The sequence below is a fragment of the Pseudoalteromonas luteoviolacea H33-S genome (assembly GCF_001625695.1).
GTDB lineage: Bacteria > Pseudomonadota > Gammaproteobacteria > Enterobacterales > Alteromonadaceae > Pseudoalteromonas > Pseudoalteromonas luteoviolacea_B.
Genome location: NZ_AUXY01000088.1, coordinates 1 through 16726 on the forward strand (window position 1 = coordinate 1; position 16726 = coordinate 16726).

The following is a 16726-nucleotide window of genomic DNA, read 5'->3' on the forward strand; positions in this document are numbered from 1 at the left end:
GTTCATGATCTTGCCCTGCCTCCATATATTTCAATCCCATAATTATTTTAAAATTCCCGAAACCGGGAAGGTTTGAAAGCCGAAAAATTAAAAATCATTTTAAATCAGGGTCTTAAATTTGGCATGTAATTGGCTCTAGTAATTTAGAAATAATTACTGAGACTGAGCATGGATATTAAAGACTCGCTTTCTAAAAATAAAAAACACACGCCTCACTTAAAAATAGCTTTCTTCGGTATAACTGGTTGTATTGCATTAATTGCGTTGGCATTTTCAGATTTTGATAAAAAAGATCTTGATTTGCATAGCTTGGTACTCGCTGAAGTACAAAGGGGTAAACTGAATCTAGCAGTATCAGGTTATGGGACTCTTCGCTCTAAACAAAGTCGATTTATTACAGCAAGCCATCGCACGCAAGTAGAAGAGATCTTTTATCTACCCGGTAGTCGTGTGCAGTCCGACACTATCATTATGCGCTTGTCAAACCCGGAACTAGTACAAGCTTTAAATAGAAGTCGGCTTGCACTCGCAAGACAAAAAGCCACTTTTGAAGCGTTAAAACTGAGTCAGCACAATGCTTTATTGGCGCAACAAGGTCAACTTACGTTGCTAAAAAGTGAGCTTGCGAATGCACAAAACCGCGAAGAAGCAGAAGCAAAATTGATTGCAACAGGCATAGTATCGATACTTGACCACAAGCGTTCTCAGTTAGAGGTGGATCAACTCACCCAGCGGGTTAAATTAGCCGAATTACAACTAACTCAAACTGAGGCATTGCACGCGCAAAGACTGCAAATAGAACAAGAACTAATGCGCGAAGTGGAACTGAGCTTTACTGCAGCACAGCAGGATGTCAATAAATTGCAAGTGCGTGCCGGTATCAACGGCATGCTTCAAGAAGTGAATGTAGAGCAAGGCCAATCTGTTCAAGTGGGGGCGCCTTTGGCTTTGGTTGGCAGCGAATCTGCTTTGTTAGCAGATCTTCAGGTTCCACAGAAGCAAGCGAGTAGGGTTAAAGAAGGCCAAATTGGGATTATCAATACTTTTAGTGCGGAGGTAGAAGCGCGAGTCAAGCGCATCGATCCTGTTGTCAGGGATGGGCGCATAGCTATTGAGTTGGAACTTACAGGTGCTTTGCCGGATAACGCAAGGCCATCGTTGTCGATTGAAGGGCGGATCATCACAGATATCAAGTCCAATGCGCTTTCTTTGCAAAAGCCAAGTTATATTTCTGAGCAAAGTAATGCATCATTATTTGTACTTAATTTAAATACAAATCAACTCGTTAAAACCCCCATAGAGTTTGGTACACTCGCTGGTAGCGCCATCGAAATTCGATCTGGTGTACAAGCCGGCGAGCAAGTTGTGATCTCTGATATGTCTGACTTTAAACACCTCGCACAAATAACAATAACGCAATAATTATAAGGAAACACCATGGCTAATACTCCAGTTATCGAGCTTATCAATGTCTCGAAAGTATATATAAGTAAAGATGTAGAAACCCATGCACTCACAGATATCAACTTAAGCATCCATAAAGGCGACTACATTTCAATTAGCGGGCCTTCCGGCTGTGGTAAGTCGACACTCCTAAGTTTGATGGGACTGCTAGACGATATTACAGATGGTTCATACAAAATTGAGGGGGTGGATACCCGGAGTTTAGATGCGGATACCCTTGCAGAGCTTAGAAATCTGCATATTGGTTTTATTTTCCAGTCATTTAATTTAATTGATGAGTTATCTGTTTTTGATAATGTTGCATTGCCACTCATTTATCGTGAGCAAGCTTTGAGTCAAGAGGATATCAATACGCGAGTCACCCGCGCTTTGAGTCAAGTGGAAATTGAGCACAGAGCAAATCATAAACCTAACCAGCTATCAGGTGGGCAACAACAGCGTGTCGCGATCGCTCGTGCTTTGGCAGGCGAGCCGAGTATTTTATTGGTTGATGAACCTACGGGAAACTTAGACTCCAAAAATGGGGACGCGGTTATGGCCATCCTAGAATCTTTGAATCAACAAGGCACAACAATTTGCATGGTGACCCATGATCCACGATACGCTGGGTATGCAAAAAAGCAGATTAAGTTATTTGATGGTGCAGTATTAAATACAAGTGAATTAGGGTCTAAAGCGTTGAGGAAGATGGCATGAATATAGTTCGCTTTATTAATCAATTAAAATTAGCTGTTAATTCTCTTGGTCAAGCCAAAGGGTTCTCCGCTTCTATAATATTAACTCTGTCACTGACGCTAGCTTGTTTTTTCGTCGTAATGAGCCTTTTTAGCAGTTATTTTATAAAGCCCCTCAATGTTGAAAATGAATCACGATTAGTGATTGTCGAACAAGATAATATTTATGAGGATAAAAACAGTTCAGGCTATCAGAGCTTTCAATCGATCGAGCATTGGTATAACACTCAGCAAGTGTTTGAAAAAGCGGCTGCAGTCAGTACCGCACAACGAATTATTACCAGTCTACCAGGACAGCCTAAAATTCATGTGACGTACGCGACAAGTGAATACTACGAGCTATTTAAAGTCCCATTGGTATTGGGCCGCCATATAACCCCTGTTTCTAAACTTGAGGAAAAAGTGCAAGAGGTCGTTATTTCTTATACTTTTTGGCAACGGTATTTTGATGGCGATGACTCTGTTATTGGCCAAACTTTACAAACTGACGGTTTACGAGAGAATTCATTTAAAGTCGTTGGTGTTGCAGCAAAAGAATTTGTCGACCCATTTATGTTTAACGATGGAAAAGCGCAAGTATGGTTTAACTTTTCCTCAGACGTACGTTATTTCCGTGAAGAAAATCGCAGCCCTTGGTCAAGTTTATTCGGTACACTTAAGTTAGTGGGGATTTTAAAACACGGGGAAACACACAACAGTGCTCAAACGCATCTGTATCAATCTATTCAGCAAGTGAAAGCACAATGGAAAGAAGACTTTCCTAGCTTAGTAGACTTGAAACCCATTATAACGAGTTTTCGTGAGGCGGAACTGGGTAATAATGATAATTTAGCAATTTTGTTACTGGCTGGAGTCACAGGATTACTGTGTATCGCATTATTAAATGTGAGTAATTTGTTCATATCCAGAGCGGTTGTAAAACATAAGCAATTAGCGCTTCAAGCTGTATTGGGAGCTAAACGGCGAATATTGTTTCAGAGTATTTTATTAGAAACAAGTGTGTTAATGGCAGTATCCGTGCTGGTGGCATTGTTTTTGGCTGCATGGGGAATTAAACTTTTTGTTTCTATCAGTGAAGGGTTTTTACCTTTAATCTCTGATCTTTCTCTTGATATCACTGTGCTTACAAGTGCATTGGTTGCTTGTCTGTTGCTGTCTTTTTTATTTGCTGTAATAACCAGTCGGTTAATTGATTTTGGTAAGCTTCGTATCCAGCTCCAGTCTTCTGGAAAAGGGGCGATTAGTCAGGTGAGTGCCCACATAATAAAGTGGATGGTCGGGGGGCAGTTATTTTTAGCTACAGTCTTAGTAATCTGTGCGACCATGGTATTAAGCAAAAGTCTAGAAACACTTAACCGGCCACTTGGTAGTGAAACAGAAAATCTGTATACAGTTCAGTTTTTTATACAAGGTATCGAAGAAAGTGTCCCTGAACGTTATCACTATATCGACACTTTTAAGAATGCACTTCTGAATATTAATGGAGTTGAGAAAGTGGCACATGGAGGAAGTCCTGTTGAAATGAATGTGATTGCAAGCACAGTGACCGATATGGCAGGGAAAGAGAGTGTGTTTATTCCGCAAGCTTGGGTTGGTCGAGATTATTTTGACGTCACGGGCCTTAAAATCATTGAAGGAAGAACATTTAGTGAGGCGGCAATCCGCGGTGAAAAATATGAGTTTTTGGTTTCAAAGGCAGTTAATGATTTGCTTAAACCAGACGGCAGTTTAATTGGAGAGACTTTTGTTAGTTATGACCCTGATAATCCCGTAGAGGTAGTGGGTATCACGGAAAACTTTAATCATCCGAAATCTTTTGGTAGACACCAAGGGCGCCAATTCTGGTGGGCGGCTCAGCCCTATTCTTTTCCTTATATTGTAAAAATGAAAGAGGGAAGAAGCTTAAGCCGTGAGCTGGTATTTCAAGCGGGTAGGGACATTGATCCCCGAGCACACGTTTGGAGGCTAACAGATATGCACCATGAGTATGGCAAGATGACGCACATGGAGCGTATTACACGTAATCTCACTATTGTACTAGCGATGTTCACTCTAATTCTTGCCGGTGTTGGTATTTATGGGGTGCTTAGCTACAACCTGGGTTTACGCCGCTACGAGTTGGGTATTCGAATGGCCTTAGGAGCAAAAAGCAAAAGTCTGTATAAACAGTTAGCTAAAGACACTATATTACCCTTGGCGAGTGCATTTATATTGGCAATATTAGTGTGTGTATCCAGCTATCGTAAATTTATGGAGCACGTGAGTGACTATATGCTACTTAACTCCATTTGGTTGACAGCTGTGTGTATGGGAATTGTATTGTTTGCACTGTTTGCGACTTTATACCCTATGAGCAAAATATTAGGTTCGAAGCCGATGGCTTCACTTCGCCAAAATTAGATAGAGTGGTGGGCTAAAGCATCAATGTTTTAGCCCAAAATAAGAATTAGAAAGGCAGTATGAAAACAGTATTAATTGTAGATGATCTTATCGACGTGCGTTTAAGTGCACGGATTGTGCTTGAAAGCCATGGGTTTCAATGCTTGGAGGCGGATCATCCAAATACAGCGTTGACTTGTTTGGCTAAAGATAAAGTTGATTTGATTTTATTGGATATGAACTTTAGTCAGGATACGACATCCGGGCATGAAGGACTGGCTTTTTTATCAAGTTTAAGAGCTCGGGGTTTAGCTATTCCCGTTATCGTGATAACGGGGTGGGCGAAAATTGAGCTTGCTGTTCAAGCAATGCAAAAGGGCGCGTGTGACTTTATCGAAAAGCCTTGGAAAAATAACAGGCTAATAGATGCTGTAAAAAAGAGTGTAGAGCAGCCCGACGCCTCTTCAAATACCAAAGAGCAAGACGTATTTGGTGCCTTTAGTACAACCAGTCATTTGTTAATTGAAAAAGCCAAGCGTATCGCTAAAACCGATGCAAATATATTGATAACCGGTGAAAACGGCACTGGTAAAAGTATGTTAGCGAAGTTCATCCACCAACACAGTCATCGTGCGACCAAAGATATGGTAAGCGTGAATATGGCTGCGATCCCTGACAATTTATTTGAAAGTGAGTTGTTTGGCCATAAAAAAGGTGCATTCACAGATGCAAAGGAACATCGAATTGGTCGGTTTACGTTAGCCAATGACTCTAGTTTGTTTTTAGATGAGGTCGGGTGCTTAACTTTACCGTTGCAAGCAAAGCTTTTGCGTGTGCTGGAAAGCGGGGAGTACGAGGAAGTTGGTTGCTCTAAATCTAAACGAAGTAATGCTCGGGTTATTTCTGCTACAAATGCTGATTTGGATAAGCTTATTGATGAAGGGAAATTTAGAAGAGATCTCCTATTTCGCCTCAATACGCTCGTTATTGAGTTGCCGCCTCTGAGGTCGCGTTTGGATGAGCTTGCGGAGTTTGCACATCACTTTTTATATCATCATGCAAAGAAGTATGGTCAAGACCCACTGACTTTAACGCAACGCGCCTTCAACAAACTTAAAGAATACCATTGGCCGGGCAATATCCGCGAGCTTTCCCATGTTTTAGAACGTGCAGTAATTATGGCTCAAGGTAATGTTATAGAAGCTGATGATATTCAAATTACGCAAGGCAGTAAAAAAGAAGTGAACCATGTACCCCTGATGTCGTTAGAGCAAGCCGAACAAAGGCTAATTACTCAAGCGATAAATCATTTTGATGGCAATGTGATTAAGGCGGGAGAGTTCTTGGGTCTGAGTAAATCTGCGATTTATCGACGAATTGATAAATTTAGTATTCAGGTGAAAGGTACGCAATGAAGCTAAAAACAACATCGTTAGAACGCAGCTTAGTTTGGCTTTTTAGTATACCTATTTGTACTTTACTCCTGTTGATACTCTTTATTTCGACACATTTTAAGTTAGACGCTTTGGAGACCTTGACCTTATTTTTAGCGGTTATGTTACCGAGCATTATCGCGAGTTATAAAATATACGAGTGCGTATGTTCTTGCTTAGATGGGATCTCGATCCAGATCGAAAGCCTAGCAAATGAGGAGTTTACCATATGGCAATTAGCCCAATATCGGCAGGGGCGTGTTGCTCAGGTGAAAAGTGACTTGAGATCGATTGCTTGGCGAATGAAACACAAGCGTCAAGAGTATGCTCAAAATGAGTCGTTTATTTTTGATTTTATAAACGAACTTGATTTGCCCATTGTGGTGCTCGATCATCACTTTCAAGTTTATCATTACAACATAGCTGCTGGACGCTTTTATCAAGGCGCTAATATTACGGGGTTTAATGTCTCACAATTGGCGCTTGAAAAGGTAAATGGTCGCTGGCAAACAACAGTCGATAATCAGCGTTTTAAAGTCGTGGAACATACGCTGTTAAGGGGGCAAAGACACTATAGATTGATGGTGTATGTGTCAATTGAACAACAGCTTCGAAAAAATGAACAGCAAGCATGGCAAAAGTTGGTTCGGGTGTTAAACCATGAAGTGAGAAACTCGCTTACGCCAATTTATTCTATGGCGCAATCATTAAAAGTACTGCCAAGGAATACAAATAATGACTTAAAACATACTATGTTAGGAGTGATCGAAAAGCGTGCCGAGCACTTACTTGATTTTGTATCTAGTTATTCCAAGTTATCTCAACTGCCTGAGCCTAAAAAGCACTTTGTTGCAGCCACTGATCTGCATCAGCGTTTACAAGCCTTATTCCCCAACGTATTTATAAAACAAGTTTCTGAACAAGAGTTGACTGCATATTGTGATGTTGAGCAGTTAGAACAGGCATTAATTAACTTAGTCAAAAATGCTGAGGAAGCGAATGAGGTAGCAGGTGAGACTGAAGTAATATTGGTCATAAAACTCTCTGAGTCACAAAGTTGTTTTGAAGTATTAGATAGAGGTGAAGGTGTATCAAATACAGATAATTTGTTCACGCCTTTTTATTCAACAAAAGAGCAGGGTAATGGCATTGGATTGGTATTAAGCCGAGAAATTATTCGATCGCAAGGTGGCGAGTTAACATTAAAAAGCAGAGTTGATAGTAATGGTGCTATCGCAACGATTCAGTTACCCAATTTTTCTAAAGAACTAGGCTCCACTTCGTCTTTTTAGTTTGAAGGGTTTTATTCAGACTCCTTATAAAAAAAGCGTATATATTCATTAAAGTAGCTGAATTTTGCATCTTTATAAATTGATTCTCATAAGTATGTTAATCACGCTTTGTAGTGTTTCATTCTCTACCATGTCCTGTGAATTGACACGAGAGTACCGAGAGCTGAGGCAAGAGTTTATGCAGATGACTCAAAAACCATTTCAAGATTGCTACACTAATATTTTATTAATCAGTATGTTATTTAGTAATGTCGACTAATCTATGGATTGACCAAACTCAAGTGTGAAGAGCAGAGTAGAGCTCTTAGATAGTAAACATAGAGCTCTTAGTATGTCTGTTTCTATTTTGGTTAATTTACCAATGGGCTACCCTAGGATCCTATTTAGCACCTTGGTTTTTTTATCAAATAAATGATGTTTGAGTGCGCCTAAAATATGTGCGCCAAGTATAAGATAGATTAAGTAAGGTAATAAGTACTTGTGTATTACCCCCAAATGATCACGCCACGCTCACTGGGTTGCCAAAGTGGCTGAACTTCCCAACCAAATAAATAGGTGGGGGCCCCAAAGTAACTGGTCATGATGAATCCCGAGATGGGTAACGCCAGTAAAAACAAATAGAGCAATGCATGGACAGCACGTGAAAGTATACGCTCAAAGGTGCTAAGCCCTTCCACAGATTTTGGCTGGTGGCTATATAGCTTCCAAATAAGGCGAATGATTACCAGTGCAAATATTAGAACACCTATGGTTTTATGAACAACATAATACTCAATTCGATAAGGGGTTCCTTCGGGGATGATTGTTGCGAAAATACCCAAGGGGATCATTAATATAAATAAAAATGCCGTTGTCCAATGCAGCGCTCTAGCAACTAATCCATATTTGCTATCGTCATTTGTATTTTTTAAGGGTAAAGGAGTGCCGGAGCGACTCTGCTTGTAAGCGACATAAAGTAAAGCAATACCAACCGTAAGCGCAAATGTGCACTGAAGCCACAAAAGAGTCGGTTTAAAAGCGTCTAGTGGCGTATCATAGGGTTTCGGGTTGGTTAGAAAGCCAGTGTTGATAATAAACAGAAAAAACCAACTTGCAATTGCTAAACAACCGGTCGAAGCGAGTAAAGTGCCAAAGGCTCTAATTTTAGATTTACGATGATTGATAAACCAAGCAGTACAGAGTGAGCTAAGTATAATTGTCAATGAAATGATACTTTCACTGTGCCCAGGAAGACGCTCTGATAAATCTTGGATAGCTTCGCCAAATATCATAGATAACAGCGCGATAACAGATATAAAAATCGATACAATTATCAATAAGATCATGGTGTTCCTTAGAAGTACTGGTTTGTATCTGAGTAAATGGTTCGACTCGCTAATTTTACTGAAATACAATAACCAGATTTGTAGATAGTTAATCTGGTTGCACACGCTTGCGCTATTTTGGCGCTATTGCCCCCTAAACGCGCATTGTCAAAAGAGTCGCTTGCAGAATTTTTAGGTGTTCCAGCACCCTATTTAGCGAAACAGTTACAGGCTCTGAGTCGAGCTGGTATTGTGCTGACGCATCGGGGCGCAAAAGGGGGATATCGGTTGGCTAAAAGTGCAGACCTAATTTCACTTTGGGATATCACAGCGTCAGTTGAAGGAACTACGCCTAGTTTTAGGTGTACTGAAGTAAGGCGAAATGGCCCTTGCGGCGCCTCAGAAAAAGAGTGTGCTGGACCATGCCACATTGCGTCTGCGTTTGCTCGTGCTGAGGTTGAATACAGAAATTCGTTGGCGCAAGTAAAGCTAATCGACCTTGTTGCGGCGGGAGCAAGTGATGCCACTGAAAATCGCAAACAAGACATTGGTTTATGGCTTGAACAACATACTACTGACGTGGCCTAGCGTACGGCGCATATTGGGGGTCTATATTTTGTATTGGACCACTTAATGCAAATTTATATTGCAGGCTAGTGTAGTTCGGCCAACAGTTATTTATATAGAGCGGTAAGTTTTTCTGCATGCTTTTTCGCATCTAATGGAATGGATGCGATAGATATTAATATTTTAAGAAAAATTAGAGCGACCCCAGCTATAAACATATTTGCTGGCAGAGTGATTAAAAATGGTGTGGTTTCATAACCAAAATTCATAAATTTTGCAATTAACTGTGAATTGATATTTATTATAGTGTCGAGATAACTTCCTAGCATAAAGAAACAAAAGCTTGATACTTTAGCAAGTAAAAGAATTAAAATAGCCCTTTTTGGTATACGCTTGAATTCGATATAGCTTGATACAAGAAAAAACCAAATGACCGATGCTATACTGCCAATAAAAAGTATTGCACCGAAGCCACCGCTTATTATCATTGCAAAAAGCCATACTTGCTTTGACATTCCTAATAAACTATCAGTGTTAGGTGCAAAGTTATCAACACTGAGAAACACATAGATTGATAGATAAATAATGATATAAAGAGTTATAAGTGGTAAGTGTCGAGCCACTTCTATTCGCTCATTTTGTTTTATTCTTTCATGTTTCTTGTTTTTTTCGGTCAGCTTTTCTAAAGGATCCATGTGTAATTACTCATTCATTGTTTATCTTTTTATTGCTAAGTTTAGGTCCTTTTTAGAGCTAGAGTGACTCCCAAAATTGGCTTGATTGATAGGGCCAGAAAATTATGATATCAATCAATTTAAAGCGGATGTCCTTATCCAATTGGAGTGCCAAGTGTAACCCTATCATTGGTAAAATTTGAAGGCGATAGCTACTTATCTTAAGTTCATCTCTAGCAATAACATTATAATTTGCATTGGGTAAGTTTACGTTTTTCCATCATTGCTTTCACAGCGAGATTCAAATTTTCTTTGTTAATATAACGTTCTGGTAATGGTTTTATAGTATATACAAAATCACCAACAGACCAATCGATTTGGTCGTTTATAAATTGTGGGCTAATAACTGTAATTTTGAGGTCAGGATCAAGTCGCTTAAGCGCATCGACGGTGCCCAGGTGGTAGTTACTGTGGAAAGCGCCATTAAAGTGAATTACTTGGCTATTTTCAGATTGTTTTAGTGCATTAAAAATTGATTCCGCCATGGTATTGTCACGTGCCAGCTGAGCATAAAAGCTATTACTGAGTTTCACAGGGCTTGATTTAGTCGTCTTCGATCCGTGATGGCTCATAGCCGCCATAAATTTTTCTTGGTACGCTGATGAGCTGGTGGTTATATCCTCTGCGACCCATTTTTTCTGTGACGCTGTAAATTCTTTAATATATTCAGGGCCTTTGCGTGCAATACACCTAACAACGCTTAGCGGGGTGTTGGCGGCAATGGCATCTAGCTTATTTTCACGTGCAAATTCCACTAAAGGGCGGTAGTCACTTTGATAGTTGTCCCAAGCATCAGCTTGTTTAATCAATGTCTGTTCGCCAATTTCGTTGTTTAAGTATTGATTTAATATATGTTGTTTATCGCGTGTAAATTGCTCAAAGCTCAGTTTTAATTTTGGGTTTTGTTGGAATATTAAGGGCAGTAAATTTGCCTGTAAAAGGTGAGAGGCACTGTGGCTGTGGTATTCACCCACAAAAATTACGTCTGCGTTTTTTAACTTCTCAGTTAGCTTTTTAGTTGTGATAGGTTGCTCATTATTTGCGTCGTACAACGTATAGTCATGTAACATGGTTAGATGACTCGAGTGGGAGGTATCTTGTTGTGTTGTCATACAGCCCTGAGCCAACATTAAAGGGATTGATAGCATCACTGTGGCTTTAAAACGCTTGATTTGTTTCATTAAAATTCCGGTTACTTAAATTCGAATTGAAGATTTTACCACCTGTAATGATAACTGTTCTCATTAATTGTGTCGAGCTTGACCAAAGACATAGATGTTTTATTTTTATCTTGTAACTAATTGAAGTTTAATGAAAACAGAGGATGCGCAGTTAGTTCCACTGCGTCAAGTGTCAGATTTAGGTTTGTTACAAGTAAGCCTACCGCCGAGGTACCTTGGACTTATAACAGCTCGCCAATAAGGTGGGACTGTGAGAGTGAGCAGTATTGTACCTTTAGAAAAATCACAATGATGAGCCTAGTGGTGGCGCTGAAGCTTGTGCAAGGTGTGTTTTGTATAAAGATGGTAAATGGAAAAATATACACTCATGTACATATGGCATGTTTTGGTACGGCAGTGGTCCAGTGATTATCCCATTTACTGATGAAGCACCATCAGAAAAAATAAATTAAAGTTTGGTAGAATAAACTAAACTTTGGTGAATCACCATGTGAGTAATCATGGTAATGGAGTGCTTACATTATTGGTTAGAATATCAAAGATAATGGAAGAATGTTTTATCTAGATATTGCTTATAATTGGTTAGAAAAAAACCATATCATCATTGTCATCACTTAAATCTTTTTCGGTTGTGATGGCTGACAAATCATCTATTAGCTCATTCACTAATGATAGGCTTTTATCATCTTGTCGATCGCTTAAATGTGCTTGTATATCTTGAATTATTGAGTCCATGTGCTGCAGCTTGGCAATTTCATTCAGTCTGATGTCAATTGCTTCGACAACATAGTGAAAAATATCAATCAATGAGCCTTTGTTGTAACTGTCGGTTGGCATGTTTTTAACAATGAGTTCTGCTTGATGATATTTAAAAAAAGTAGATTGACCAAAAGATTGTACGTTTGCGCTATTAACCTCTAAATCATTGAATAGCTCAAGTTCCATATCACAAATAGCTTCATCATTATTTTTAAAATGATATTCAGTGCCGTCCGTGAGCTTTAGGCGGGCAATGTAATCTAGCTCCCAGCTTTGCATTAATGATGATAAATACCCCGAAAATTTGTTGATATCGTTCAGGTTTAAGCATTGACGGTAAAAGTGTATGAGTGCATTGTGATCAAGCTGTGTTCTAAAAGTTCTATCCGTTTGGATCTGTGAGTCCTTTTTTGCATGCTTAAGCGCGCGCAATCGCTTCGCTTGGTAATCTAATAAGCTGTCTAATTTTATTTTTAAAAGCTCTTTGCCAATGTCTTTTTGTATATAATTTTCTGCCCCAGCTTCAAACGCTCTTAGTCTCCATTCTAAGTCAGTCTCACCACTTAAAAACACAGTGATCGTATCCTCTTTTTTGGGCGTGTTTATTCTGCGGCAAAATTCTATGCTATCGCCATCTGGCAAATAAAGGTCAAGAAGATAGATATCGAATTGCTGTTTATCTAATGCTTTATTCGCTGCTTCTAAGCTATTACACCATATAAAATCAGCTCTATCTCCACTTAGAAGTTGTACTAGGTTTGCATAAACTTGGTTGTCTTCGACCAAAAGCACAGAGAATTTTTTCATGATATTCAACTTGTGAATAGATTGGACTGAACCCTGATAGATAAGTATGTGCTGCAATACGACAAAAGCAATTTCTGTACCTGCATGTTTCATGGTAATGCTTTGGAAAAGTGCTCTAGGTCACATTTATTTAAATTTGTAATTATTTTTGTAACATTTTAAGAGGGGGCACGGTCTGCTTTTGAGCGCAAATGAAAATAAGGAAAATAGTATGTTTGAGCTAGTTACCGATGTGATTAGAAATTTTTATATTCTCAGCTTAGTTTTAGGGTGTATTGTCAGCCTATTACTTTTCTTGTCTAAAACGAAAACCCTGGCATGTAGTCTCATAAGCATTTGGATATTATTGTTTGTGACTGAGCTGACTCAAGTTGCGTTTGTCATGACAGATATAATGACATATACCAGCTTTATATCATTTGATGCTTTATATGGATTGGTTTTCTATTTTTATGTTCGCTTCCAAGTCGAAGCAAAAAAAGTCTCCTTTGAGGATGTTTTTCATGCACTGCCAATCTGTGCAAGTTATTTGTTTAGCATGACCTGGGAGTTTTGCTTTGGTGTTGTCTGTGCACTGTCTTACGCAATTTATATTGTCTATTACTTAAACACGCATCGGCCAATACTTAAAATTGAAGTCACTCATCGGCAATACGACAACTATACTTGGCTTGTCGTGATGGCTAGATTTCAGCTTATCTGTTGGTGTTTAGTTTTTTTACTTTTGTCTGTCAACGATATTTTCTCTGTGCCGGTTAGTAAACTTATTGCCTTAGCTAGCTATGTGCCTATGAGCTTTTGGCTTTTCTATTTGTCCTACTTTAATCAAATCAAGCCGCTTTATGTACAAGGCAATGTGAATGAGTTCAGTGAGAGCATTGACAGTCCTCAAATACATAACAGTCACTGCAAGTCATATGAACAGATTATTCGCCAGCTTAACAGCTCAATGCGCAGTGATAGGCTCTTTTTAAACCCCCAATTGAGTATTTCAGAGCTTGCTAAGCATATTAACTCAACGACTGCTGAAGTCTCTTGCACGTTAAATACACATTTAAACATGAACTTTTATGACTTTGTAAATCGTTACCGTGTTGATGAAGCCAAGCTTTTATTGTGTAAAACTCAGCACAAAGTACTTGCTGTCGCTTTTGATGCAGGCTTCAATAGTAAATCCACATTCAATAAGTTGTTTAAATCTTATACTGGTTTAACACCAAGTCAATTCAGAAAAGAAGCCTGTGGCTTATTTCATGATAATTCACAAGGGACCGGTAATTCCCTCAATCATTTATTGGTTGAGTAATTCGCTCGTTCTTAAAAAAGCCATCAAGTTGATGGCTTTAACCGAAGAATGATGGGAGATGATTGTTACTACTGGTTTGAGAAGTAATTGCTACCTGCTCGATAGTCATGTATACCTGTTGTAGAGCGCTTAAAGCCACCTGCAACGGTTGAAGCTTCACCATTTGCTTCATTGAAGCGTCCGCCAAGTACAACCGCTGCTGGGCTGCCTGATTTGTTTTCGCTACCACCTACAACAACTGCATAAGGCGCGTTTGCAGTCGTCTGATTGAATTGACCGCCGCTGATTGAAGATGCAAAACCATAAGCAGAGTTATGTCTTCCTCCTACAACACTCGCAAACTGTGCGTATACTCGGTTAGTCTCGCCTCCAGAAATACTGGCCCAAGTTGCATCAGAGTAAATGGTGTTGTTGGTACCACCGAAAATACTGGCATGATCCGCTTCAACAGTGTGATTGCTTCCAGACATAATTGCTGCGCCATAACCGCTGATGTGGTTATTTGAACCTGCGATGACGCCTGACTTTCCAGTAACAGTATTATTCTTACCTGTCAAAATGGTACCCGTAGACTGATAGCTATGGCCATCACCTAAAATTACATTGTGTGAGCCTCGACGGTCTAGTTCAGGCGTTTGGCTACCGTATCGAAGCGTGTTGTAGCCTAAAATTAAGTTACCAACGCCATTGGCTGTGCTTACATTATTTTTTTCGTGTGTGTAGCCCGTGCCATTGGCAATATGCAGGTTGCAACCGTTAATAATTAACGTATTACCAACTTTACTCATGCACTGTAAAATTGCGCGAAGTGCTTGGTCGCTGTCTACTGGGTCATGGTCATGGTCGTGTGAGTTAGCAAAGGTCATGCTGCTGACGATTGACAGGCTTAATAGGGCAAATGATTTTTTTAAATTCAACATGTTGTTACTCCAAAATAGGTTGTTTTTAGGTTATTTATCAGAAAAGAAGTAGCCGGCTTGATAGTCGTCATGGCCACCAATAGTGCGACTGAGGCCGCCACCGATGCTTGAAGTAAAGCCGTTTGCACGGTTAAATTCGCCGCCAAGGACTGCACTGAGCTCACCATTTGCTTCGTTGTTTCGACCACCTGTGATACTGGAAAGCGGGCCTTCAGTGAAGTTATTCTGACCACCTAAAATCATAGAGCTTTGACCTTTTGCTATGTTGTTTTCACCCCCATACACGGATGCGTAGAAGTTTTTAGCTGTATTGCCTTTACCACCTGCAATCAAGGCATAATTATGAAATGGAAGCGTGTTGTTCTGTTGACCACCTAAAATGGCAGAGAAGGTCGCCTCGGCGGTATTTGATTCACCGCCCCAAATTACACTGTGTGGTCCAGAGACATAATTATTCACACCTGCAACGCTTGTTGCATCTGCAAATGCTGAATTATTGTCACCGGCAATCAAGGCGCCTGCAGAGTTAAATTGATGTCCATCACCAATAATTAAGTTATGAGAACCCGTTGCAACACGTTGCGAAGGAGTCGTTTGGGCATTGTATCCAATGATCACATTGCCTTTACCATTTTTAGCTGTGTTATCTTCAGAGCCATTAATGACTTGCACATCACAGCCACTCACAATCAGGGTGTTATCGACTCTTTCTAAACAAGACAGGATATCAATTAAAGCCGTTTGCTCTTGTTCAGTAAGTGTTGCTTGCGCGTTTAAAGAGGCAGCTGATAGCGCAACAACTGCAATTTTTGATAGTATTTTCATGTTCGTTATCCTTAAGGTTCTGTCTTAATTAGTTTTGTTGGTTTAAAGCGTCAGCTCTGTATGGGTCTTGTGAATTGAAAATACCCGCTCGGAACTCATGATCCTGGGTTGTTTGTCTGTCAGCGCCGCCTGCGATGGTTGAACGGAAACCTTTAGCTGTATTGTGTTGTCCGCCTAAAATAGTGGCCGCTTCTCGTGCTGCGGTGTTGTAACGGCCACCTGCAATAACTGTTTGTTGTACAGTGGCTGTGTTGTTTTGGCCGCCAAGAATGTTGACTTGCAGCGCTTTAACGACTTTGTTATTTACACCACCTGCAATGGTACTGTATTGGCCATCGAGGTCATTACCTTGACCGCCAAGAATAACCATGGCATGAGAAAACTCATCTGAAATTGTGTTGCTATTGCCCCCTAAAATACCGCTTAAAAAAGCTCTGTTTGTATTACCTAAACCACCTGCGATGGTACCTCTTTCTGCATTTGCTCCTTCAACTAAGCTACTCGACCCAGCAACAAAGCTTGATGGCGCATGCACGGTATTTTTGGTGCCGGCAATCAAAGAACCAGAACGTGTGTACGTATGTCCATAGCCTATAACAAGATTGTGCGATCCTGATGTTGTAACAACTGGGGCGAGTGGGTTAGATCCACCATCGTTGTAACCAATGATAAGGTTACCCGTACCATTATTTGATTTAGTTTCACCAAGACCATTAGTAATTTGTAAGTTACAACCATGGATATGGATAGTGTCATTAGACTGAGACATACAACCTAAAATGCTCGATAATTTAGCGCGTTGATCAGCATTCAAATGATGCGCGCTGGCTGAGATTGATATGCAGGTTAGCCCAGTTACAATGGCTAGTTTTTTAAATGTGTTCATATTAATTGCTCCAATTTAATATTTCTCTCATCTTGCTTCTAGTGTGCAGATAGCTTGATGAACTGTTTGGTGCTTGTTGCTAAGCACTGGAGCCACTTTATCGAGAGTGTGATTCGGATACGTCCGAACTGTTTT

Annotated in this window: 14 protein-coding genes; 7 read left to right on the forward strand and 7 right to left on the reverse strand. The window is 39.9% G+C overall.

Features of this window, described 5'->3' with window-relative positions:
- Positions 1-168: 168 nt before the first annotated feature.
- Genes N477_RS17345 through N477_RS17365 form a run of 5 tightly spaced genes read left to right on the forward strand, consistent with a single transcriptional unit; the run spans position 169 to position 7302 of the window.
- Positions 169-1422, forward strand: coding sequence for an efflux RND transporter periplasmic adaptor subunit (locus N477_RS17345; RefSeq protein ID WP_063360115.1), 1254 nt, complete (start codon positions 169-171; stop codon positions 1420-1422).
- A gap of 15 nt (positions 1423-1437) precedes the next feature.
- Positions 1438-2160, forward strand: coding sequence for an ABC transporter ATP-binding protein (locus N477_RS17350; protein WP_063360114.1), 723 nt, complete (start codon positions 1438-1440; stop codon positions 2158-2160).
- Entirely contained in the window at positions 2157-4598 is a 2442-nt protein-coding gene (locus N477_RS17355; RefSeq protein WP_063360113.1) for an ABC transporter permease, read from the forward strand. The genes N477_RS17350 and N477_RS17355 overlap by 4 nt, the downstream gene beginning before the upstream one ends.
- 59 nt (positions 4599-4657) lie before the next feature.
- Positions 4658-5992 carry a sigma-54-dependent transcriptional regulator gene (locus N477_RS17360; protein WP_063360112.1) on the forward strand — a complete coding sequence of 445 codons (1335 nt, stop codon included), beginning with the start codon at positions 4658-4660 and terminating at the stop codon, positions 5990-5992.
- Entirely contained in the window at positions 5989-7302 is a 1314-nt protein-coding gene (locus N477_RS17365; RefSeq protein WP_063360111.1) for a sensor histidine kinase, read from the forward strand. Before N477_RS17360 ends, N477_RS17365 begins: the two co-directional genes overlap by 4 nt.
- Positions 7303-7787: 485 nt before the next feature.
- Here the strand turns inward: N477_RS17365 and N477_RS17370 are convergent, their stop codons facing one another.
- The gene (locus N477_RS17370; protein WP_063360110.1) at positions 7788-8627 is read right to left on the reverse strand and encodes a cytochrome b; all 840 of its coding nucleotides are present in this window, start codon (positions 8625-8627) and stop codon (positions 7788-7790) included.
- 93 nt (positions 8628-8720) lie between these two features.
- On the opposite strand from N477_RS17370, the gene N477_RS17375 reads away from it, so the two are divergent.
- Positions 8721-9194: an Rrf2 family transcriptional regulator gene (locus tag N477_RS17375; RefSeq protein WP_269200073.1), complete on the forward strand. Its 474-nt coding sequence runs from the start codon at positions 8721-8723 to the stop codon at positions 9192-9194.
- 86 nt (positions 9195-9280) lie between these two features.
- Here N477_RS17375 and N477_RS17380 read toward each other — a convergent pair whose 3' ends face one another.
- The 3 genes from N477_RS17380 to N477_RS17390 form a co-directional block, all read right to left on the reverse strand.
- Positions 9281-9868, reverse strand: a complete 588-nt coding sequence (locus N477_RS17380; protein WP_063360108.1) for a hypothetical protein — start codon at positions 9866-9868, stop codon at positions 9281-9283.
- Between the two features lie 224 nt (positions 9869-10092).
- Entirely contained in the window at positions 10093-11088 is a 996-nt protein-coding gene (locus N477_RS17385) for a ChaN family lipoprotein (protein WP_081216315.1), read from the reverse strand.
- Between the two features lie 582 nt (positions 11089-11670).
- The gene (locus tag N477_RS17390; RefSeq protein ID WP_063360107.1) at positions 11671-12747 is read right to left on the reverse strand and encodes a response regulator; all 1077 of its coding nucleotides are present in this window, start codon (positions 12745-12747) and stop codon (positions 11671-11673) included.
- 118 nt (positions 12748-12865) lie between these two features.
- Here N477_RS17390 and N477_RS17395 point away from each other — a divergent pair, with 118 nt between their 5' ends.
- The gene (locus N477_RS17395) at positions 12866-13960 is read left to right on the forward strand and encodes a helix-turn-helix domain-containing protein (protein WP_063360106.1); all 1095 of its coding nucleotides are present in this window, start codon (positions 12866-12868) and stop codon (positions 13958-13960) included.
- Between the two features lie 68 nt (positions 13961-14028).
- Here the strand turns inward: N477_RS17395 and N477_RS17400 are convergent, their stop codons facing one another.
- From N477_RS17400 to N477_RS17410, 3 genes are read right to left on the reverse strand one after another with little or no spacing between them, the layout of a single operon-like run.
- Positions 14029-14880, reverse strand: coding sequence for a hypothetical protein (locus N477_RS17400; protein WP_063360105.1), 852 nt, complete (start codon positions 14878-14880; stop codon positions 14029-14031).
- Positions 14881-14910: 30 nt separating this feature from the next.
- On the reverse strand, positions 14911-15705 hold the full coding sequence (locus tag N477_RS17405) for a hypothetical protein (RefSeq protein WP_063360104.1): 795 nt from the start codon (positions 15703-15705) through the stop codon (positions 14911-14913).
- Between the two features lie 28 nt (positions 15706-15733).
- Positions 15734-16591 carry a hypothetical protein gene (locus N477_RS17410; protein WP_063360103.1) on the reverse strand — a complete coding sequence of 286 codons (858 nt, stop codon included), beginning with the start codon at positions 16589-16591 and terminating at the stop codon, positions 15734-15736.
- Positions 16592-16726 lie beyond the last annotated feature (135 nt).

Coding starts and splice junctions, on each gene's coding strand:
- N477_RS17345 (WP_063360115.1), top strand. CDS start 169: ATGGATATTAAAGACTCGCTTTCTAAAAATAAAAAACACACGCCTCAC.
- N477_RS17350 (WP_063360114.1), top strand. CDS start 1,438: ATGGCTAATACTCCAGTTATCGAGCTTATCAATGTCTCGAAAGTATAT.
- N477_RS17355 (WP_063360113.1), top strand. CDS start 2,157: ATGAATATAGTTCGCTTTATTAATCAATTAAAATTAGCTGTTAATTCT.
- N477_RS17360 (WP_063360112.1), top strand. CDS start 4,658: ATGAAAACAGTATTAATTGTAGATGATCTTATCGACGTGCGTTTAAGT.
- N477_RS17365 (WP_063360111.1), top strand. CDS start 5,989: ATGAAGCTAAAAACAACATCGTTAGAACGCAGCTTAGTTTGGCTTTTT.
- N477_RS17370 (WP_063360110.1), bottom strand. CDS start 8,627: ATGATCTTATTGATAATTGTATCGATTTTTATATCTGTTATCGCGCTG.
- N477_RS17380 (WP_063360108.1), bottom strand. CDS start 9,868: ATGGATCCTTTAGAAAAGCTGACCGAAAAAAACAAGAAACATGAAAGA.
- N477_RS17385 (WP_081216315.1), bottom strand. CDS start 11,088: ATGAAACAAATCAAGCGTTTTAAAGCCACAGTGATGCTATCAATCCCT.
- N477_RS17390 (WP_063360107.1), bottom strand. CDS start 12,747: ATGAAACATGCAGGTACAGAAATTGCTTTTGTCGTATTGCAGCACATA.
- N477_RS17395 (WP_063360106.1), top strand. CDS start 12,866: ATGTTTGAGCTAGTTACCGATGTGATTAGAAATTTTTATATTCTCAGC.
- N477_RS17400 (WP_063360105.1), bottom strand. CDS start 14,880: ATGTTGAATTTAAAAAAATCATTTGCCCTATTAAGCCTGTCAATCGTC.
- N477_RS17405 (WP_063360104.1), bottom strand. CDS start 15,705: ATGAAAATACTATCAAAAATTGCAGTTGTTGCGCTATCAGCTGCCTCT.
- N477_RS17410 (WP_063360103.1), bottom strand. CDS start 16,591: ATGAACACATTTAAAAAACTAGCCATTGTAACTGGGCTAACCTGCATA.